Here is a 17,439-nt window from a genome sequence, read left to right as displayed (position 1 = left end):
CATCATGGGCATAGTCCGTCCAAGGGGATTTTCATGCACGTCTTATCATCCGCTATGCGCTTTTCAGGGTTGTCGCTGGGTCTGGTGCTAGCCTCTGCGGCCATGGCGGCCGAGGAAACTCAGCTGACCGACTCGATCAACGCCTTTCGCAGCATGACGCAGAATTGCGCCGGTCAGGTCTCGCCGGAGTTGCCACCGCTGAACAGCGATCCGCGCCTGATATTACCGGCCAGCGGACCGGTCGACTTGCAGCAGGCCATGGTGCGTGCGTCGTATCCGATGTTCAATGTGCAATCGATTACCCTGACCGGCCCGCGTGATGCGCAAGCGGCGATGATGGCGGTGCAGGAAAGCTTCTGTCAGGTGGTGCTGGACCCGAAATTCGTCGACATCGGTGTCAGCCGCCGAGGCAACGATTGGCGAATCGTGCTCGCCCGCCCCTTGTTGCCTGCACGCCAAGGCGATGCCGCCGCCGAAGGCCAAAAGCTGTTGGTCGAGCTCAACGCCGCGCGCACTCAACCTCGTAAATGCGGCAGCCAGGCGTTTGCAGCAACCACACCGCTGGCCTGGAACGCCCTGTTGGCGACAGCCGCCGAAACCCACTCCCGGGCCATGGCCAACGGCAACTATCTCGATCACAAGGACCGTGATGGCCGCACGCCCGGTGACCGTGCGGAACTGGCGGGTTACAACTTTGCGCAGATCGGCGAGAACATCGCCGCCGGGCAAGACACCGTGCGCAGGGTCGTCGACGGCTGGCTGGCCAGCCCCGGTCATTGCGCCAACCTGATGAATCCACAGTTCAGTGAACTCGGTGCCGCTTACGCGGTGGACCCGAAGAGCGATGCGGGGATCTACTGGACGGCCATGTTCGGTACGCAATAAGGACGATGATCAGAGCGGTGATCAGCCGCTCTTACAGCGTTTGCTGACTGTTGCCGACGGTTTTGGCCTTTTCGATGGCCCAGTCCATTGCTGCCTCAAAGTCCAGCAAATGCGGGGACGGATTGTGGTCCACTTCAATCACTGAGCCGTCCGGCCGGTACACGCTAATCAGCATTTTCAGGGAGCCGTCTTTCAGTATCTCGGCGGTGACCTTGATCGAGCATCCGTTGGAAAGCGTCTCCTTGTGTTCCTCATGGCGTTCAGTCATTGCTGTCTCCCTCTCGTGGTGAATGAATGGGGCAGTCATCCCTACTGAGCGTAGTAGAAGTTCGCCCGGGATCATTGCCGCCACGGCAGGTTTCAACAACGAAAAACCTCCCCGAGACAGCGGCGCAATGCCACCTATACTGCATTCCACCAACCCCGCCCGGGGCCTGCACTACCGACAATAAAAAGCAGAGGTGGAACATGGTTTGGCAGCAAGTCTACGATCCCTTCGGTAATCCGCTCATTTCAACCCTCCTGGCCGCCGTACCGGTGGTGGTGATGCTGGCCGCCCTGGCGTTTTTCCATATCAAGGCGCACATCGCAGCATTACTCGCGCTGGCGTCTGCCCTGGTGATTTCGGTCCTGGCTTTTAGCATGCCGGCGAACATGGCCGGCTCGGCGGCGTTATTCGGTGCTGCCAACGGCTTGCTGCCGATTGGCTGGATCGTGCTCAACATCATCTTCCTGCACCGACTGACCACCGAGAACGGCTCGTTCAAAGTGTTGCAGGATTCCCTGGCGCGCATCACCGATGACCGACGATTACAATTGCTGCTGATCGCCTTCTGCTTCGGTGCGTTTTTTGAAGGCGCGGCCGGTTTCGGTACACCGGTGGCGGTGACCGGTGCGATCCTGATCGGACTGGGCTTCTCGCCTTTGGCCGCTTCCGGCCTGGCCTTGATCGCCAATACCGCGCCGGTTGCGTTTGGCGCACTGGGCACACCGATCATTACCCTGGCCAAAGTGACCGGGCTGGATGAAATGGAGCTGTCGATGATGGTCGGTCGCCAGTTGCCCTTCTTCTCGGTACTGGTGCCGTTCTGGTTAATCTGGGCCTTCGCCGGCTGGCGCAAGATGCTGGAAATCTGGCCGGCGATCCTCGTGGCCGGGGTCAGCTTCGCGGTACCGCAATTCCTGGTGTCCAACTACCACGGCCCGATGCTCGTGGACGTGATCGCCGCGCTGATTTCCATGGCCTGCCTGACCGGTTTCATCAAGGTCTGGAAACCCGCCACGGTGCACACCTCAGCCGCCTTGTCCGGGCGCGTCGACAACTCGAAGATCGACGAGGAGCATAAGCACACAACCGAGCCCAACGCGACCTTTGCCAGTGATGCCAAACCGGCGGTAATGCGCGCATGGATGCCGTGGATCATCCTCACGGTATTCGTCTTCGCCTGGGGCACACAGAGCTTCAAAAACATGTTCGATACCCGCCCGGCGATCGATCCGGTCACCAACTCGGCCAAGCTCGACCCGCAAGGCAAACCGATGCGCGAAGCCAACCCGATCTTCGCCCCGACCGTGACCTTTACCACCCTGCACCAGCAGGTTGAAAAAGTACCGCCGGTGGTGCCTGCACCTAAAACCGAGGACGCGATCTACAAGTTCAACTGGTTCACCGCCACCGGCAGCGGCATCTTGCTCTCAGCCATCCTCGGCGGGCTGCTGATGGGTTACTCGATTCCGCAACTGGTACGCCATTACCTGAGAACGATATGGGTGGTGCGCTACTCGCTGATCACCATTGTGGCGATGCTGGCCCTGGGTTACCTCACGCGCTACTCGGGACTGGACGCCACCATGGGCCTGGCCTTCGCCGCGACCGGGATTTTCTACCCCATGTTCGGCACCCTCCTGGGCTGGCTCGGCGTGGCCTTGACCGGCTCCGACACGGCCTCCAACGTGCTGTTCGGCGGCTTGCAACGGGTGACCGCCGAACAACTGGGGATCAGCCCGGTGCTGATGGCGGCGGCGAACAGTTCTGGCGGGGTCATGGGCAAAATGGTCGACGCACAGTCGATTGTGGTGGCGTCCACGGCAACGCGCTGGTACGGGCATGAAGGGGAAATTCTTCGGTACGTATTCTTCCACTCCATCGTGCTGGCGATTCTGGTCGGTGGACTGGTGACGTTGCAGGCGTATGTGGCGCCGTTCAGTCATATGGTGGTGGGTGGGCATTAATCCGTAAGTGCCACCGTTTGCCACAACCCGGACAAATTGTCCGGGTTGTGCGGCAAACGCTGCTTTACTGGATTAAATCTTTAACACACGGGAAGCGCCCCTATGGAACGTCTCACCGCCAAAGATTTCGCCCCCGAACTGCTCGAACTCTACGATTACTACGTCCATGGCAAGATCAACCGGCGAGAGTTTCTTGATCGCGCGGCGTTGTTCGCCTTGGGCGGTTTGACCGCCGGCGCCTTGCTCGCCTCCCTGAGCCCCAACTATGCGCTCGCCGAACAAGTCGAGTTTACCGACCCGGACATCATCGCCGAGTACATCACCTACCCCTCACCCAAGGGTCACGGCAATGTGCGCGGCTATCTGGTGCGCCCGGCCAAAGTCACTGGCAAAGTGCCGGCGGTGCTAGTCGTACATGAAAACCGTGGGCTCAATCCGTATATCGAAGACGTCGCCCGACGCGTCGCCAAAGCCGGGTTCATCGCCCTCGCCCCCGACGGCCTGAGTTCGGTCGGTGGCTACCCCGGCAACGACGACAAGGGCCGCGAGCTACAGGCGAAGGTCGACCCTGAAAAGCTCATGAACGATTTTTTCGCCGGCATCGAGTGGCTATCGAAAAACGACGCGACCACGGGGAAAGTCGGCATCACCGGCTTCTGCTACGGCGGAGGGGTGTCCAACGCAGCGGCCGTGGCCTATCCGGAACTGGCGGCAGCCGTGCCTTTTTATGGTCGCCAGCCAAAAGCGGAGGATGTGGCCAGGATCCAGGCGCCCTTGCTGCTGCATTACGGCGAGCTGGACAAGGGCATCAATGATGGATGGCCAGCGTACGAATCAGCATTGAAAGCCGCCGGCAAAACCTATGAGGCCTATATTTATCCGGGCACCAACCATGGTTTTCATAACGACTCGACGCCTCGCTACGATGAAGCCGCCGCCAAATTGGCCTGGGATCGTACGATCGCGTGGTTTCGCAAGTATCTGGCTTAGCAGACGGGGCACGGTTGGATTGACCGGGCTCAGGCGTCGACCTGAATCACCTCGATACCCAACCGCTGATAATCCTCAACGTTACCCGACGCCACCTGTTGCTCGGTGATCAGCGTATGGATGCGATTGCACGGTGCGACAACAAACGGCTCCACGGCGCCCAGTTTGTCCGCCGTGGTCACGGCCACCACGTGCGACGCGCTGTTGATCATCGCCTGCTTCACCGGCGCCTCATCGAAATGCAGCGAGCTGATGCCGACTTCCGGGTGAATCGCGCAGATACCAATGAACAGCAGATCCGCCTTGATGCCTTCGATCAACCGCAGGGTTTCATGCCCGCTGGCCGACATCGTCGCGCGATTGAGTTGCCCACCGGCCAGGATCACGTTGACGCCTTTGTATTCGGCCAAGGCGATGGCGATCAGTGGCGACGCGGTAATGGCCGTAATGGCAATGTCCGAGGGCAGCGACCGCGCAATCTGCAGCGTTGTGCTGCCTGAATCGAACATCACAATCTGGCCATCCTGCACCCGGCGTGCGGCGAGTTGTGCCAGCTGCGTTTTCACCTCATCGGTTTCACCGACCCGGGTGAAGAAATCCTTGCCCGTGTCTTTAGGCCGCGGCAACGCTCCGCCGTGCACCCGTTGCACCAACCCTGCACTGGCGAGTTCTGACAGGTCGCGGCGAATGGTGTCTTCAGAAACGGAGAAATGCTGGCTCAGCTCGCAAGCCATGACCTTGCCGTCGCGTTCAAGGAGCAGGAGGATTTTTTGCCGGCGCACCGAAGGTAGTTCGGTTGCAGCGTGCTGATCTTGCATGTTTATGCCTGAAATTGCGGGTTTTTGCGAGGTTAGCCAAGCTACCGATAAAACACAATCGGGCGTTTCTGGCACACTCCCCGGCACCTTCGTCCAGAGCAGCCATCACCCATGCTTTTTGCCCTTGTCTCAAACGGTTCACCGCTCACGCCAGCACAACCTGACGTAACGGTTCCGTGGTGGAGTTTTACCAAGACCGTGCTGTGCGCCGCCGCCTTGGCGCTGGTACGTGATGGCAAGTTTGATCTGGACGAAACCCTGCCCGAAGGTCCCTTCACCCTTCGCCAGGTGCTGCGGCATGAAGCCGGGTTGGCCGATTATAGTGAACTGGCGCAGTACCACGCCGCCGTGGCGTGCAACGAAACGCCATGGCGCGCCGATGACATGCTGATACGCCTGGAAGCAACCCGATTGCGCTACGCACCCGGCGACGGCTGGCGGTATTCGAATGTGGGTTACCTGTATGTGGCCAGGTTCATCGAACGCCTGACCGGTCTTGCACTGGAAGAGGCGCTGACCCAACTGGTTTTTTCACCCCTCGGTTTGTCACGTGTACGCCTGGCCACGAAGCGTGCCGATCTGCAGGGCGTAAGCATGGGCACCGCTCAAGCGTACGACCCGGGCTGGGTATATCACGGCCTGCTGGTCGGCCCGCTGGATGAAGCCGCGCTTTGCCTGGATCGTCTATTGGCCGGCCAGACCCTGCCGTCGTCGTTACTGCGGGAAATGCAAACGGTCCGCAGTCTTGGCGGGCCGATAGCCGGGCGCCCCTGGGTTGCGCCGGGCTACGCCCTGGGCCTGATGCAAGGCGCGGTCGAGGAAGGACTGATATTGAGTGGGCACACCGGCTGCGGGCCGGGCAGCGTGATCGCCGTCTACCGTTGCGCCAAAGGCGACGACACCGCCAGTTGCGCGGTTTTTGCCGAAGGTGGCGCCGACGGGGCTGTCGAAGCAGAGGCTGTCGGTCGCTTGGTGAATATCCTTGAATGACGCGGGCCTGTTTGCCAAAGAATCAGCCCGGATGAATGGTCGTTCATGGCGTGTGTGATGGGACTAACGTTGTAAGTCCACACCGGGAAATCCGGTATTCTCACAGCGGTGAACTTCCATGGACAAGATCGCCCGAAAGCTAATGGACTCCTCGACAATCCGTTTCGCTGGCGCCGGATTGGCATTAATCGCGGGATTGAGCGGTCCGATCGCCGCCCATGCCGATGAGACGTACGCCAAGAATTTGCTCAAGAGCATGTCCGACTACCTGACCGCGCAAAAAAACATATCGTTCAACTACGACACCAGTTTTGAAGTCATCACCAAAGAAAAACAAAACCTTGCGCTGGCCGCTTCCGGCACGACCGTCATCAACCGCCCCGACAAGATCCGCAACCTGCGCGCGGGTGGCTTTGTCGACATGGAAATGCTGTTTGATGGCACCACCCTGACCTTGCTCGGCAAAAACACCAACACGTACACGCAAGTGGCTGTACCCGGCACACTGGATCATTTGATTGATGAATTAAGGGAAAAGTACGACCGACCGTTGCCGGGCGCGGACCTGTTCGTGTCCAACCCTCAAGAGTCCTTGATGAAGGGCGTGACCAACATAAAGGACTTGGGCAGTGGCGTGATCGGTGGCGTCGAGTGCGATCACCTGGCGTTCAGAAGCAAAACCGTGGATTGGCAGATCTGGATTGCCCAAGGCGAGCGTCCTTACCCCTGCCGTTATGTCATCACCTCGAAACAGATCGCGGGCGGACCGCAGTACAGCATTCAGTTCAGTAACTGGAAGACCGGCGATGAGGTTGCCCCCGACGATTTCACCTTTAACAACACAACGAATGCGCAGAAAATCGATTTGAAAGACCTCCCCGGCGATACGTTGCCGAAAAATTTTGTGCGAGGACCTGCCAAATGAATCTTTTGATAAAAACAGGTGGTTTGTTACTTGGCGCCTTCGTGCTGATCGCAGCGCTTGAGGTGGGTCAAACCCTGTCGATCCCCGGCGTACATAGCGTTATTTCCCACGCCGAAGCGGAGGTCGGACGCCCTCTTTCACCGGTCAGCGTTGCCGGGGTAGCACGGCGTAGCAACCGGTGATGACAACCCAGGCTTGAACGCCTGAGCGGTGTCAGTTACTGGCAACGTGCGCCACACTGCCCGACTTCACTAACGCCTTGAGCGAAGCATCAAATTGCTTCAGCGCCTTCACTTGCAATTCGGTTTGCTGGTCGATTTGCGCAGCAATTTCCGGCGCCGCCTTGCCATGCACCCACACTGATGGCATTTGCTGTGCGCGTGAGCCTTCGGCCTGGCCGATGTACTGCAGGTCTGCATCGTAGAATTTGGCCATGAAGCGCGCTTCGACCTGATTATTGCGCTTGGACACCAGCCGGCTGTAGGTGTCCAACATCACCACCACGTCGGGACGGGCTTGCACCAGCGCGTCGAGGTTGTCGTAGACCGTCACCGAGCCGAACTGTTTTTGCAGCGAGCCCATGAGCCAGTTGATCGCCAGCTTCGGATCGGAGCTGTTGACGAAGGCGTTGCTGATGCGCGAATCCAGCTGCGGATTTTTCGCGCCGTTCACTGCAACCGCATGGTACTGCTCAAGGTATTGGAGGGTATCGAGGGTGTTTGCGCTGTAGAGCACGCCCACCGATCGGGCATGCTGCAGACCGCGTTTACTGTCGGCGATCGGCGGGAAATGGCAAGACGGGTCAGCCGCGTAAGCCGGCACAGTCGCGGCGACGCTGCCGGTGAATACGGCAACAAACGCCAGCAAGGTAGACATTCTCATCGCGCAGGTTCCTTCAAGGGCGAGTGGGGTATGTGGCTATCCTCCTCCCTTGCCAAAAAAACAGAACTTGCATTGCTTGATGATGAGTATTGATCAAACCAATGGTGGCGCGATGAGCCTGGGCTACGCTGTTTTGATGCCTTTGTTTCCGCCCTCGCCCATGGAGCCCAAACGTGCACCGAATTTCCTCTGCCGCTATCGCCTTGAGCCTGTTATTCGCCTTTTCAAATCCAGCCTCTGCGGATACCCCCGCCCTGAATGAAGCCCGCACCCTCGTCGCCAAGGTCCACATGGGCAGGAATCTCCCGGCCCTTGCATTGTCGACGGCGCAGGGAACGGTCTCCTACTCGATGATTGCCGAGAAGCTGGGGGCTGACGATGCCAACCGTATCGTGTCTGAGGAAATCACCGCGCTGCTGCCCAAGTACCAGCCCGAATGGGACGAAAACCTGGCGCGGGCCTACGAAAAGTCGTTCTCCGAAGAAGAACTGGCCTCGCTCGTCGCCGAAGGCCCTGCCTCGCAATACGTGGAAAAAGTAAAAGCACAGCAAGCCACCGTCGGTGGAGAGATGCGCTCGACTTCAGAACCGATTGTGGCGGCACTGGTGACAGAAGCGCTGAAGGCGACCATGGAGAAACGAGTGCCGTAAAGCGGTCTACGCTGCTTCAGGTACACCACTTCCCCTGTGTACCCTGGAGACACCGTCATGCTGCGCACCCTGCTGACCGCTTCGCTACTGCTTGCACTTAGCCTCCCGGCCTTGGCCGGGGTCACCCCATTCCCCGCCACTTTTCATACCCAGGACATCACCGTTGAAGGCGTGAAAATCCATGTGCGCGTCGGCGGCACCGGGCCGGCCGTGGTGATGCTGCATGGTTTTGGTGACACCGGCGACATGTGGGCGCCCCTGGCGGCCGACCTGGCCAAGGACCACACCGTTGTGGTGCCGGACCTGCGCGGCCTGGGGCTGTCGTCGATCCCGGACGGCGGCTACGACAAGAAGACCCAGGCGGGTGACATCCGTGGCGTGTTGGCCGCATTGGGGATCGAGCATGCGGTGGTCATTGGCCATGACATCGGCACCATGGTCGCCTTCGCTTACGCCTCGCGTTATCCGCAGCTGACAGATCGCCTGGTGGTGATGGACGCCCCGGTGCCCGGCATCCCGCCCTGGAACGATATCGTGCGCTCACCGATGCTTTGGCACTTCGACTTTGCCGGCCCGGACGCCGAACGTCTGGTGGCCGGTCGTGAACGCATCTACCTGGACCGGTTCTGGAATGAATTCGCGGGCGACCGCAGCAAAGTCGATGAAGCCACCCGGCAGCATTACGCCAAGCTCTATGCTCGCCCCGGCGTGATGCACGCAGCCTTCGCCCAGTTCGGCAGCATTCGTCAGGATGCCGTGGACAACGAAGCCTCAATGAAGACGCGGCTGACGATGCCGGTGCTGGCCATCGGCGGGGAAAAGTCCTTTGGAGCCAATGAAGCGATTGTGATGCGCAATGCGGCGGACAACGTGACCGAAGTGGTGATCCCGGGCGCCGGTCACTGGCTGATGGAAGAAGCGCCGACGCCGACCATTCAGGCGATTCGCAACTTCATCGCACAGTGACGCGAGTGGATCGCGGCGTTCGCAGTGGCGTTCAGCAGCAACGCGTCGTGCACTGCTTGCCGCCGTAGCGGGCCTCCTGACGCTCACGAATAAACATCGAAAGGCTCAAGACCGGCTGGTCCGGGTGTTTGAGCGCCATTTGCGCGACGTAGTTGTCGTAGTCCGGGACGCCGACCATCAAACGCGCGCCTTGGCTGAGGAACTTGGCGGCTTGCTGCAATTTGCGGTACATGGCAATGCTCTCATTGTGGTTTTGGACAGCCCCATGAAAGCGCACTTTTGTATCTGGAATGTGTCCACGCAACCGCAACGCATTCCTTCTATCTGCAACGCCAACCGTGTAGCAGCTGCCGAGCAGCGCGAGGCTGCGTTCGGCTGCGCAGCAGTCGTAAACCCTCAGCGCACGGTGAGCCTGACGCACCGCATTGGCTGATTTTACGACTGCTTCGCAGCCGAACGCAGGCTTCGCCAGCTGCTACGGGATCGTTTTAAGGCTGAATTGACGGGAAGCCGCTGATCCGTAGTTTTTCTCCGGTTCTGTCTCTGTACCGCAACCCGCGCCGGTCCGACAATGCGCAGCACGGCGCAAGAGTTTGTTAATATCCACGCGCTTTTTACGTCTGATCTATTCAGCCGCCACAGATTTCACCTCGCTACACAGGATTTTCCCCCATGACTACGTTGTATACCCGTCGCACTGTCTTGCGCGGCATGAGCCTGTTGAGCCTCGGCCTGCTGGCCGGCTGCGATGACAGCAGCAAGCTGTCGTTCAAGTACGGCAAGGACCTCAGCGACAAGATCATGGGCCGTACCTTCAAGCTCAAGGACGCCGACGGCGAAACCCGGATGCTGACCAGCTATCGCGGGTTGATGCCGATGATTTTCTTCGGCTTCACCCAATGCCCGGCCGTGTGCCCGACCACCCTGGCCCGCGCCGCCCAAGCGAAAAAACTGATGGGCCGCGACGGCGAAAAGCTGCAAGTGATCTTCATCACCCTGGACCCGGAACGCGACACGCCGGCGATGCTCGATCAATACGTCAAATCATTCGACCCGACATTCGAGGCGCTGCACGGCACGCTGGAAGAAACCGCCGCCACCGCCAAGGAGTTCGGCGTGTTCTTCGAAAAAGTCCCCAGCGGTTCGAGCTACACCGTCTCCCACACCGCGACCAGCTTCGTCTTCGACTCCCGGGGCACTCTGCGCCTGGGATTGTCCGCGTCCCTTACCGCCCAAGAGTGCGCAGAAGACCTGCTCACCGTCATGGAGGTCTGCTAATGACTGCAACATCCTTCAAACGCATCAAACAACTGGCCCTGGGCCTGTCGCTGATCGGCCTGGCCTTTCAGGTGTCGGCGCAAACCCAGGTCCACGACGCCTGGGTCCGTGCGACCGTTGTCGACCAACCGTCCACCGGCGCGTTCATGACCCTGCAAGCCGACAGCGACAGCACCCTGCTTAGCGTTCAGTCGCCGGTGGCTAAAACGGTGCAGATTCACCAAATGAGCATGAAAGACGACGTGATGAAAATGGGCATGGTCGAGTCCGTCGCGCTGCCGGCGGGCAAGGCTGTGAGTTTCGACCCCCATGGCTACCACGTGATGCTGATCGACCTGACCACTCAGGTTAAGGAAGGCGACAAAGTCCCACTGACCCTGATCGTGAAAAACGCCAAGGGCGAGCAGGAAACCATCGAAGTGCAGGCCGAGGCTCGGGCACTCGGCACGATGGATCACAGCAAGATGCATTGAGGCGTTGAGCTGAAGGCTGTAGCGGATCAAAAAACCAATTGAACCCTGCGGCCCATCGCGCTTTCGAAAGCCTATAGCGCCGAACTTCGAAGAAGCCAGGCGCCATTGCAGAGGAAATCCCGATGAACACCAGACTTCTGCTTCTGATCGCCTGTTTGAGCCCGACGCTGGTCATGGCTGAAAGTTGTGACGTCCAGACCCGGTCCCAAAGCCCTTCCGTACCGGTGGTTGAATCCCATAGCTGCTATGAGTACGACGGCATGCCGGTGAACGCCATCGACTGGTCTTGCAGCAACGAAAGCAAAGAAATGCTGACCAGCACCAAGAAAAAAGTCGCACAGTGCGACGATCACTACCAGGCCACGTGCATCGCCACGCTGACTCAAGAATCTTTGGCCAACCCACATTCCACCAGCAAGGACAAGAACAGCACCTCGCTGACCATCCCCGACAAGGCGAAAGTCACGACGTACTACTACAGTGCCGAACACCTGGGTCAGGCGAAGATAGATTGCGAGTCCGGCGGCGGGCGCTGGAAAGCGCAGTAGGCGTTCACCACATTCCCTGTGGGAGCCTTACCAAAAAACCTGAAATTTAATGAACCCAGCCCACAGCGATACACCTAACTGAATGACTATCAGGAGGGTGACGAATGCACATCGAAACAATCTGGATCGTACTCACAGCCGTTCTTCTGCTGATCGAGCTATGGGCAATCAACCGAGTCCGAAAAGCTGAAGGCAAATCGAGCAACAAACTCTTGTGGATCGTGGTGATCGTGTTTGTGCCGCTGTTTGGGGTTGTGGCATGGGCGTTGGCGGGGCCGAAACACACCGAACACAATCCGCATTCGCCGCAGGTCAGGCAGTGACGCTGGAACGTGTGCGCTGAAGACTGCGTGATCCAAATACAAAGCCCCGACGATTCGGGGCTTTGTCGTTTCTGTTCATCCCGCTTCGCTAAAGTCTATTGGAAGCCGCCAGATTCGAATCTTCCATTCCGAAAATCATGTAGGAAACCACCTTCTGTGGCGAGGGAGCATGCTCCCGCTGGGCGGTGAAGCCGCCCCAACCCCCGCCACAATTTTAAACACACCCACATCCTGTAGCAGCTGGCGAAGCCTGCGTCCGGCTGCGCAGCAGCCGCAAACCCGGCAAACAAAGTCCACCTGACATTAAACAACTTCTGAATACCGGCTTGTCCCAACTCGCAACCGATTACCCCGTCCTGCTCATCGACAGCGACGCCCCACTGCGCGAACTCCACAACTGCCTCAGCGAACGCCTCAGCGCCGTCCTCAAATACCTGAACCTGATGGCCTGCACCAGCCTCCCCGACTACGCCGAAAATGACATCAACACCGTCACCAACATCGCCCGAATTTTGATCCAGGATGTGAATGATGTGTTTCGGGTGATTGAGCAGCGTGGGTTTGATTTGCCAAAGAGCCGGTAATCAAATTCAAGTCGTAAAAAACCCGCGTTACTGCGGGTTTTCGGCCTATGGCTTTGCTGAGTCCCACTCGCACTGCTTCAATCGATCAGCATCAGTGCCGCTTCCTTCATGCCTATCAACTTCGCCCTCTGCATTGAGGAAAATATGAGTGTTGGGCCACGTTGGTGTGATGCTGATGCAATGCCAGCGGCCTTTCTCGCTACGCCAAGAAAACTCCATAAAGAAATCGCTATCCGGGGACAGAAAGCCTTTGTCGCTAACGCTGGCACCGGGGGCAAACCTTCCCCTGTAGATCCGGTCCTTGACGTTCCAGACGTACCGCAACTCTTCCCGTCCTTCTGGGGAATAATGGACGGTTGCCGTTGGTAATGCGGTGCGCCAAAAAACAATCGCCAGCAGCGGAAAAATCAGAATCCATAACCATCGTATGTACCGTGTTCGGGTTTTATTTGCATACGTGGTCACTGATTCCATCTCCCCAATTCTGCGGCGCAACCGCCAACACTTCATCCATGATCAGCTTTGCTGTTACACCGCCGTTAGGGTGCTGGTTGGCGAGCTTCACTCCAATACTGATCGACACCCTGTCAGCAACATCGTCCCATGATCGTAAATCGGTCCATGGGCTGACTGTAGGGTGTGGGCCGGGAAGCGTCCTGTCCGTTTTAGGTTTTGTTAACAATTCATCGGCCTTCCTTACGCTGTCTGAAGCGATTTGTTCAGCACCGGCACCGTCGAGCAGGAGACTTTCCGACAGCCCGCTTATGATTCCAACGTATCCGTAATGGATGTTCGACCAGATGTCATAGAAGTACTCGTACGCACCTTGTTTGTGCCGCACACCAGCGAACAGCTTGCGCAGCTTCGGCTTGTGATCCCACTCCTGATCCTGACCCACTTTTTTAGTCCAGATTGTGGCTGCTGCGACTTTCTGCGCCCTTGCGATATTGCCGTAATTCGGTGGCCCAGCCATGCGCGAAAGAAAAGGTAATTCTGCAAACTGCTTTGCCGCCACGTCGGGATCGTAGTCAATGAGCCTCTTCATCACCAACACAGCCGGGTCGTGGATGTTGCGATTCATCTCACCTGCGATGTAGCTCGCCAGCTCTTCCATTTGATCGGGATGGTTGCAAACGGTGGGCTCAGGCTTTTCGGCTTCCTGGTTTTGAGTTGCAGCATTTGGGTCCACAAGAGCATTGGCAGCAGTAGCCTTCTCTATCAGTTTCGGATCGGCCAGCAAAGTAGCCATGCGTTCATCATCAACCGTGCCGTCCGGACGGACTGCGCCCAAAACAGCGAAGTTGATGATCGAAGCACCGGGAGCGCCCCCCATAACAAACCCACCACCCACATCGCCTGATCCAGTAATGATCGTTCCGCCATGACTGGTGGGGCTCCCCAAGTGAGCCATGGGACGGCCGTTCACTTGAATAGAAGGAAAACCAGTGGTGATAACAGCACCACAGCCACAGGTATCACCCACACGAGCTGCACCCATGAAGTTGATATTTGTGCCGGCGCTAGCTGAAGCAATAGGGGTTGTACCGTGACCTGGCATTGGACAGACATGCTTGTCGCCCAACCGTGCAGAAGAAATCATGCAGCATCCTTAATCGTCCTTGGAAAAACCCGCGCTGAGGCGCGGGCAGAATGACGTTACTCCGGAATCCGATGGCTGACTTTAGGACATCTCCCAAAAGTCACGCTCCGATTTCCGACTCCATGTCATTGCTGGGGCCCGAGGGTAACCGGTCTGGACTGAGGTTTTGAATAGTGGCAGTTCGCCTAATGAGGGTTTCGTATCAGAAAAACCACGACGATGGACGACCTGCCCCTTGCCCTCACGCTCAAAATTCCCACTGACTTCCCTAATCATCGACAACGACACACTCGTACCAGGTGCCCAGCAAAAGGTGACACAGCTATTTACTAAATAAACCTGTCACCTTTTTCGTTGTCACCGTTTTCGTCTATTTTTATAGATGCTCTGGATTGACCTTTTCCTGATCAGAACGGGCTGACGGTCATCAATGATCCGTAACAGGAGATCGCATCATGAAGCGCTTGCTTGGGTCCCTTGGATTTTCATTGTTACTAGTGGCATCGGCGGTGTTCGCTCATCACGGCTGGAGTGAGTACGACTCGAGCAAAACGTTGCAGCTGGACGGAACGATCGAGGAATCCGGTTACTCCCACCCGCATGGGTTCGTTCGCCTGAAAACCGACGACAAGACTTGGAACGTAGTACTGGCGCCACCCTCGCGCATGGAGAACCGTGGTCTTTCCAGGGAAATGCTGAGTGTCGGCAATCGGGCGCTGGTGGTGGGCTATCAGAATCGCAACAAACCCGATGAACTGCGCGCAGAACGCATCACCGTCGACAACAAAACCATTGAGTTACGCTGATGCAGACAACTGGCACCGGCGATGGATCGGGTCTGGAGGGCTGGCTGGACTATGTGGGTGACTCGCAACTCGGGTCGGCCATGCGAAGCGAGTTATGGATATACCCGATAGTCGAAGTGGTTCACATTATTGGTTTTGTGGTGCTTGTCGGCTCTGTCGTCCTGTTCGATCTGCGGGTTCTCGGGTGCTCGAGAGATCTTCCGGTGACGGCACTGGCTCGCCACCTCCTGAGGTGGGGAGTCGCGGCCCTGCTATTGATTGTCCCGGCTGGGCTGATGATGTTTTCAGCACATCCGCATGACTTCGCATCCAACGACGTGTTTATTCTGAAGCTTTGCCTGATCGGTATTGCGGGCCTCAATGCGGCTGTTTTTCACGTTGGTGTCTTGCGCTCAGTAGACCGGTGGAATACGGACACCGCGGCGCCTGGAATAGCAAAAATCCAGGCGATCCTTTCGATTATGTTATGGATCAGCGTGGTGCTCTGCGGCCGACTGCTGGCCTACACCTGACGTAGCTGCCCTCACGATGCGGCAACAGGGATGGAAGAAAAAATGCCCATATCTCACGACACAGGCATTTTCTTCATCCGACCAACCAATAGCCGTACTGGCTCAACCAAAAAACTAACTTCCGCCACTGCTACTGCTGCTACCTTGCGGCCCACTCGCCTTGGTGCCAGCCGCTGCCGGGCCGTTATCGGTTGTCCCGCCATCCGCGCCTTTGGGAAGCGTAGCGGCATCAGGATCAGCATTGGTGGGTTTAGGTGCGGGATCGCGAGTCTCGGTCTTGCCATCGGTAGAGGTCCCTGCCGGTGTTGTGTCCGCTGCGACAGCGTACAGCGAACTGCCCGACAGAAACGCTGCGAGCGTCAGGACCACAATTTTTGGATTCATCATTTTGATTCTTCCTGTGTGTTGGGATAACACAACATTGGAAGAATGACGGATGAAATCGTGCTAAGAGGCGGACGAGCGGTGGTGTCTGGCCGCTTTTCACCTGTGTGCAACTAAATAGATCTGCCACCTTTTTGATGCAGAGTTTCAGGCAATCGCGACTGTTTTTTTCAGCAATTCATACAGCCCATCAGGAACCAACGGCGCTTCATCAGTAAAGCCTTCCCACGTAAGCCACTTCGCAGCGAAGGTTGCGCCATCGGTTTCTTGGCCGTCCAAGTGCGGCAACTCATAGACGCTGGCATCCACAAACTTCGCATCGTAAACCTGCACAATTTCGTGTCCTGGCCTGCCAGCGTACGTAAAGATGTTTTCAAGCGTACCGAGCAAGCGGACATCGGTGATGGCCAATCCAAGTTCTTCCTGAACTTCACGTTCAATGGCTTCGGCACTGGTTTCGCCAAACTCGATGCCGCCGCCGATCGGGCGGAAGAATGGGCGGTTTTTGATGGGGTCGTGGGCTTCGCTGAGCAGTATCTTGCCATCATGATGGAAGATGCAGAGTGCGAGGGGGCGGATGCGGTGTGTGGTCATTAGGTGAAGTCCATTTTCTTTGAAAAACGCTGAATCAGCTGCTTCCATTTAACATTGGTGTTGGATGCGGACGCAGCCTTCGGCAGCTGCTACAGGGGTGCGTCCGTTTTTGGGTTAGAAGTTTGCTGGAGTGTTGGCACTGATGATTTCCGCTTCGTCCTGCCCAATATTGCGAAACTTGTGCGGCAGCGTGGTCGGGAAGTAATAGCCGTCGCCAGCATTCAGCACACTGATCTGTCCATCCACCGTGAGCTCAACGGTGCCACGGGTCACGAGCCCACACTCCTCCCCTTCCGAGTGCACAATCGGCTCTTCCCCGGAGCTCGCCCCAGGCGCGTACTGCTCGCGCAACAAGCGCATCTGCCGGCTCGGCACCGAAGCGCCAATCAGCAGCAACCGCAGCCCATGACGGCCCAGATCCGGCTGCTCGTTGGCGCGGAACACGTATTGATGCTCACGCGGTGGCTGGTCGAAGGTAAAGAAGTCTGCCAGAGACATGGGAATGCCTTCGAGCAGTTTTTTCAGGGAGCTGACGGAGGGACTGACGCGATTCTGTTCGATCAGGGAGATGGTGGCATTGGTGACGCCGCTACGCCGGGCCAGCTCGCGCTGGGACAGTTTGTAGCTTTCGCGTACTAATTTGAGTCGTGAGCCCGTGTCCATGACAGCCTTATGCGAGAAATACTTAAGGGTTATGGGGGTGGATGGCGGGCGACTTTTGGCCGCGAAAATACCGCTTCCCTGTCCCGGAAATTTGAAAGGCGGGTATTAAATCACGTTTGGGGGTGTTGCTCAGCAGGTTCGATAACTGGTTAGTGAAAAAGCTGAAGGTGCTCATGGCAGACCTTTTAGCGATGTGAGTATTGGGGGTGTCAGGTGATATTGAGGGCGGCTGATATGGCGTCATCGCGAGCAGGCTCGCTTGTATGTTTAGACTTGAAGGGGTGGGCGGGACTAAAAGCTCGATTCCGACTCTAGCCAGTACGGACCGTGGGAGAC

The 17,439-nt window shown here is 57.7% G+C and carries 25 protein-coding genes; 16 read left to right on the top strand and 9 right to left on the bottom strand.

From position 1 onward, the window contains the following. The first annotated feature begins 33 nt into the window (after positions 1-33). Positions 34-885, top strand: coding sequence for a CAP domain-containing protein (locus J2Y56_RS23805; RefSeq protein WP_007944209.1), 852 nt, complete (start codon positions 34-36; stop codon positions 883-885). 31 nt (positions 886-916) lie between these two features. On the opposite strand, the gene J2Y56_RS23800 is transcribed toward J2Y56_RS23805, so the two are convergent. Beyond that, complete coding sequence (locus tag J2Y56_RS23800; RefSeq protein WP_007944207.1) at positions 917-1,153, bottom strand: hypothetical protein; 237 nt, start codon at positions 1,151-1,153, stop codon at positions 917-919. 200 nt (positions 1,154-1,353) lie between these two features. Here J2Y56_RS23800 and J2Y56_RS23795 point away from each other — a divergent pair, with 200 nt between their 5' ends. Together J2Y56_RS23795 and yghX are read left to right on the top strand one after the other, a co-directional pair. Beyond that, positions 1,354-3,117: an L-lactate permease gene (locus tag J2Y56_RS23795; RefSeq protein ID WP_310336249.1), complete on the top strand. Its 1,764-nt coding sequence runs from the start codon at positions 1,354-1,356 to the stop codon at positions 3,115-3,117. A 102-nt stretch (positions 3,118-3,219) separates the two neighbouring features. After that, positions 3,220-4,107: a YghX family hydrolase gene (gene yghX / locus J2Y56_RS23790; RefSeq protein WP_007944205.1), complete on the top strand. Its 888-nt coding sequence runs from the start codon at positions 3,220-3,222 to the stop codon at positions 4,105-4,107. A 29-nt stretch (positions 4,108-4,136) separates the two neighbouring features. Here yghX and J2Y56_RS23785 read toward each other — a convergent pair whose 3' ends face one another. Beyond that, entirely contained in the window at positions 4,137-4,925 is a 789-nt protein-coding gene (locus tag J2Y56_RS23785; RefSeq protein ID WP_310353034.1) for a DeoR/GlpR family DNA-binding transcription regulator, read from the bottom strand. 111 nt (positions 4,926-5,036) lie between these two features. Here J2Y56_RS23785 and J2Y56_RS23780 point away from each other — a divergent pair, with 111 nt between their 5' ends. The 3 genes from J2Y56_RS23780 to J2Y56_RS23770 all read left to right on the top strand — a co-directional run bounded on the left by J2Y56_RS23780 (position 5,037) and on the right by J2Y56_RS23770 (position 7,022). Continuing rightward, positions 5,037-5,915 carry a serine hydrolase domain-containing protein gene (locus tag J2Y56_RS23780; RefSeq protein ID WP_310353032.1) on the top strand — a complete coding sequence of 293 codons (879 nt, stop codon included), beginning with the start codon at positions 5,037-5,039 and terminating at the stop codon, positions 5,913-5,915. Positions 5,916-6,033: 118 nt separating this feature from the next. Beyond that, complete coding sequence (locus tag J2Y56_RS23775; RefSeq protein WP_007944201.1) at positions 6,034-6,840, top strand: DUF2092 domain-containing protein; 807 nt, start codon at positions 6,034-6,036, stop codon at positions 6,838-6,840. Further along, positions 6,837-7,022 (top strand): hypothetical protein, encoded by a 186-nt coding sequence (locus J2Y56_RS23770; RefSeq protein ID WP_007944200.1) that lies wholly within the window; start codon positions 6,837-6,839, stop codon positions 7,020-7,022. The genes J2Y56_RS23775 and J2Y56_RS23770 overlap by 4 nt, the downstream gene beginning before the upstream one ends. A 31-nt stretch (positions 7,023-7,053) precedes the next feature. Here J2Y56_RS23770 and J2Y56_RS23765 read toward each other — a convergent pair whose 3' ends face one another. Continuing rightward, the gene (locus J2Y56_RS23765; protein WP_310353028.1) at positions 7,054-7,722 is read right to left on the bottom strand and encodes an ATPase; all 669 of its coding nucleotides are present in this window, start codon (positions 7,720-7,722) and stop codon (positions 7,054-7,056) included. Between the two features lie 173 nt (positions 7,723-7,895). Here J2Y56_RS23765 and J2Y56_RS23760 point away from each other — a divergent pair, with 173 nt between their 5' ends. Together J2Y56_RS23760 and J2Y56_RS23755 are read left to right on the top strand one after the other, a co-directional pair. Further along, on the top strand, positions 7,896-8,372 hold the full coding sequence (locus tag J2Y56_RS23760; RefSeq protein ID WP_007944198.1) for a hypothetical protein: 477 nt from the start codon (positions 7,896-7,898) through the stop codon (positions 8,370-8,372). 57 nt (positions 8,373-8,429) lie between these two features. After that, entirely contained in the window at positions 8,430-9,338 is a 909-nt protein-coding gene (locus J2Y56_RS23755) for an alpha/beta hydrolase (RefSeq protein WP_310353025.1), read from the top strand. Positions 9,339-9,369: 31 nt separating this feature from the next. On the opposite strand, the gene J2Y56_RS23750 is transcribed toward J2Y56_RS23755, so the two are convergent. Further along, positions 9,370-9,570, bottom strand: a complete 201-nt coding sequence (locus J2Y56_RS23750; protein WP_007944193.1) for a YbdD/YjiX family protein — start codon at positions 9,568-9,570, stop codon at positions 9,370-9,372. Positions 9,571-9,603: 33 nt separating this feature from the next. Here J2Y56_RS23750 and J2Y56_RS23745 point away from each other — a divergent pair, with 33 nt between their 5' ends. From J2Y56_RS23745 to J2Y56_RS23720, 6 genes are all read left to right on the top strand, one after another. Then, a complete protein-coding gene (locus J2Y56_RS23745) occupies positions 9,604-9,771 on the top strand; it encodes a hypothetical protein (RefSeq protein ID WP_157214413.1) in 168 nt (55 codons plus the stop codon). Positions 9,772-10,010: 239 nt separating this feature from the next. After that, a complete protein-coding gene (locus J2Y56_RS23740) occupies positions 10,011-10,616 on the top strand; it encodes an SCO family protein (protein WP_310336258.1) in 606 nt (201 codons plus the stop codon). After that, the gene (locus J2Y56_RS23735) at positions 10,616-11,089 is read left to right on the top strand and encodes a copper chaperone PCu(A)C (RefSeq protein ID WP_310353022.1); all 474 of its coding nucleotides are present in this window, start codon (positions 10,616-10,618) and stop codon (positions 11,087-11,089) included. The genes J2Y56_RS23740 and J2Y56_RS23735 overlap by 1 nt, the downstream gene beginning before the upstream one ends. Positions 11,090-11,211: 122 nt before the next feature. Beyond that, positions 11,212-11,637, top strand: coding sequence for a hypothetical protein (locus J2Y56_RS23730; protein ID WP_007944189.1), 426 nt, complete (start codon positions 11,212-11,214; stop codon positions 11,635-11,637). Positions 11,638-11,741: 104 nt separating this feature from the next. Then, positions 11,742-11,960: a PLD nuclease N-terminal domain-containing protein gene (locus J2Y56_RS23725; RefSeq protein WP_310353020.1), complete on the top strand. Its 219-nt coding sequence runs from the start codon at positions 11,742-11,744 to the stop codon at positions 11,958-11,960. Between the two features lie 302 nt (positions 11,961-12,262). Further along, complete coding sequence (locus J2Y56_RS23720; protein WP_033048962.1) at positions 12,263-12,544, top strand: hypothetical protein; 282 nt, start codon at positions 12,263-12,265, stop codon at positions 12,542-12,544. 45 nt (positions 12,545-12,589) lie between these two features. On the opposite strand, the gene J2Y56_RS23715 is transcribed toward J2Y56_RS23720, so the two are convergent. Both J2Y56_RS23715 and J2Y56_RS23710 read right to left on the bottom strand, forming a co-directional pair. Next, positions 12,590-13,018 (bottom strand): hypothetical protein, encoded by a 429-nt coding sequence (locus tag J2Y56_RS23715; RefSeq protein ID WP_238543896.1) that lies wholly within the window; start codon positions 13,016-13,018, stop codon positions 12,590-12,592. Then, entirely contained in the window at positions 12,990-14,144 is a 1,155-nt protein-coding gene (locus tag J2Y56_RS23710) for a polymorphic toxin type 44 domain-containing protein (protein ID WP_310353016.1), read from the bottom strand. Before J2Y56_RS23710 ends, J2Y56_RS23715 begins: the two co-directional genes overlap by 29 nt. 455 nt (positions 14,145-14,599) lie before the next feature. On the opposite strand from J2Y56_RS23710, the gene J2Y56_RS23705 reads away from it, so the two are divergent. Together J2Y56_RS23705 and J2Y56_RS23700 are read left to right on the top strand one after the other, a co-directional pair. Further along, positions 14,600-14,950 (top strand): DUF6152 family protein, encoded by a 351-nt coding sequence (locus J2Y56_RS23705; RefSeq protein WP_007946331.1) that lies wholly within the window; start codon positions 14,600-14,602, stop codon positions 14,948-14,950. After that, complete coding sequence (locus J2Y56_RS23700) at positions 14,950-15,462, top strand: DUF6644 family protein (RefSeq protein WP_310353013.1); 513 nt, start codon at positions 14,950-14,952, stop codon at positions 15,460-15,462. Before J2Y56_RS23705 ends, J2Y56_RS23700 begins: the two co-directional genes overlap by 1 nt. A gap of 114 nt (positions 15,463-15,576) precedes the next feature. Here J2Y56_RS23700 and J2Y56_RS23695 read toward each other — a convergent pair whose 3' ends face one another. The 3 genes from J2Y56_RS23695 to J2Y56_RS23685 all read right to left on the bottom strand — a co-directional run bounded on the left by J2Y56_RS23695 (position 15,577) and on the right by J2Y56_RS23685 (position 17,103). Continuing rightward, positions 15,577-15,849, bottom strand: a complete 273-nt coding sequence (locus J2Y56_RS23695) for a hypothetical protein (RefSeq protein ID WP_007946333.1) — start codon at positions 15,847-15,849, stop codon at positions 15,577-15,579. A gap of 144 nt (positions 15,850-15,993) precedes the next feature. Further along, positions 15,994-16,440 carry an NUDIX hydrolase gene (locus J2Y56_RS23690; RefSeq protein WP_007946334.1) on the bottom strand — a complete coding sequence of 149 codons (447 nt, stop codon included), beginning with the start codon at positions 16,438-16,440 and terminating at the stop codon, positions 15,994-15,996. A 114-nt stretch (positions 16,441-16,554) separates the two neighbouring features. After that, entirely contained in the window at positions 16,555-17,103 is a 549-nt protein-coding gene (locus tag J2Y56_RS23685) for a cupin domain-containing protein (protein ID WP_007946335.1), read from the bottom strand. Between the last annotated feature and the right edge of the window lie 336 nt (positions 17,104-17,439).

This window comes from Pseudomonas sp. BE134 (assembly GCF_031456105.1).
GTDB lineage: Bacteria > Pseudomonadota > Gammaproteobacteria > Pseudomonadales > Pseudomonadaceae > Aquipseudomonas.
This window is presented reverse-complemented; position numbering and strand designations above follow the sequence as displayed.

Coding starts and splice junctions, on each gene's coding strand:
- J2Y56_RS23750 (WP_007944193.1), bottom strand. CDS start 9,570: ATGTACCGCAAATTGCAGCAAGCCGCCAAGTTCCTCAGCCAAGGCGCG.
- J2Y56_RS23715 (WP_238543896.1), bottom strand. CDS start 13,018: ATGGAATCAGTGACCACGTATGCAAATAAAACCCGAACACGGTACATA.
- J2Y56_RS23730 (WP_007944189.1), top strand. CDS start 11,212: ATGAACACCAGACTTCTGCTTCTGATCGCCTGTTTGAGCCCGACGCTG.
- J2Y56_RS23735 (WP_310353022.1), top strand. CDS start 10,616: ATGACTGCAACATCCTTCAAACGCATCAAACAACTGGCCCTGGGCCTG.
- J2Y56_RS23785 (WP_310353034.1), bottom strand. CDS start 4,925: ATGCAAGATCAGCACGCTGCAACCGAACTACCTTCGGTGCGCCGGCAA.
- J2Y56_RS23775 (WP_007944201.1), top strand. CDS start 6,034: ATGGACAAGATCGCCCGAAAGCTAATGGACTCCTCGACAATCCGTTTC.
- J2Y56_RS23690 (WP_007946334.1), bottom strand. CDS start 16,440: ATGACCACACACCGCATCCGCCCCCTCGCACTCTGCATCTTCCATCAT.
- yghX (WP_007944205.1), top strand. CDS start 3,220: ATGGAACGTCTCACCGCCAAAGATTTCGCCCCCGAACTGCTCGAACTC.
- J2Y56_RS23745 (WP_157214413.1), top strand. CDS start 9,604: ATGAAAGCGCACTTTTGTATCTGGAATGTGTCCACGCAACCGCAACGC.
- J2Y56_RS23705 (WP_007946331.1), top strand. CDS start 14,600: ATGAAGCGCTTGCTTGGGTCCCTTGGATTTTCATTGTTACTAGTGGCA.
- J2Y56_RS23725 (WP_310353020.1), top strand. CDS start 11,742: ATGCACATCGAAACAATCTGGATCGTACTCACAGCCGTTCTTCTGCTG.
- J2Y56_RS23685 (WP_007946335.1), bottom strand. CDS start 17,103: ATGGACACGGGCTCACGACTCAAATTAGTACGCGAAAGCTACAAACTG.
- J2Y56_RS23695 (WP_007946333.1), bottom strand. CDS start 15,849: ATGATGAATCCAAAAATTGTGGTCCTGACGCTCGCAGCGTTTCTGTCG.
- J2Y56_RS23795 (WP_310336249.1), top strand. CDS start 1,354: ATGGTTTGGCAGCAAGTCTACGATCCCTTCGGTAATCCGCTCATTTCA.
- J2Y56_RS23700 (WP_310353013.1), top strand. CDS start 14,950: ATGCAGACAACTGGCACCGGCGATGGATCGGGTCTGGAGGGCTGGCTG.
- J2Y56_RS23770 (WP_007944200.1), top strand. CDS start 6,837: ATGAATCTTTTGATAAAAACAGGTGGTTTGTTACTTGGCGCCTTCGTG.
- J2Y56_RS23800 (WP_007944207.1), bottom strand. CDS start 1,153: ATGACTGAACGCCATGAGGAACACAAGGAGACGCTTTCCAACGGATGC.
- J2Y56_RS23765 (WP_310353028.1), bottom strand. CDS start 7,722: ATGAGAATGTCTACCTTGCTGGCGTTTGTTGCCGTATTCACCGGCAGC.
- J2Y56_RS23710 (WP_310353016.1), bottom strand. CDS start 14,144: ATGATTTCTTCTGCACGGTTGGGCGACAAGCATGTCTGTCCAATGCCA.
- J2Y56_RS23740 (WP_310336258.1), top strand. CDS start 10,011: ATGACTACGTTGTATACCCGTCGCACTGTCTTGCGCGGCATGAGCCTG.
- J2Y56_RS23755 (WP_310353025.1), top strand. CDS start 8,430: ATGCTGCGCACCCTGCTGACCGCTTCGCTACTGCTTGCACTTAGCCTC.
- J2Y56_RS23780 (WP_310353032.1), top strand. CDS start 5,037: ATGCTTTTTGCCCTTGTCTCAAACGGTTCACCGCTCACGCCAGCACAA.
- J2Y56_RS23805 (WP_007944209.1), top strand. CDS start 34: ATGCACGTCTTATCATCCGCTATGCGCTTTTCAGGGTTGTCGCTGGGT.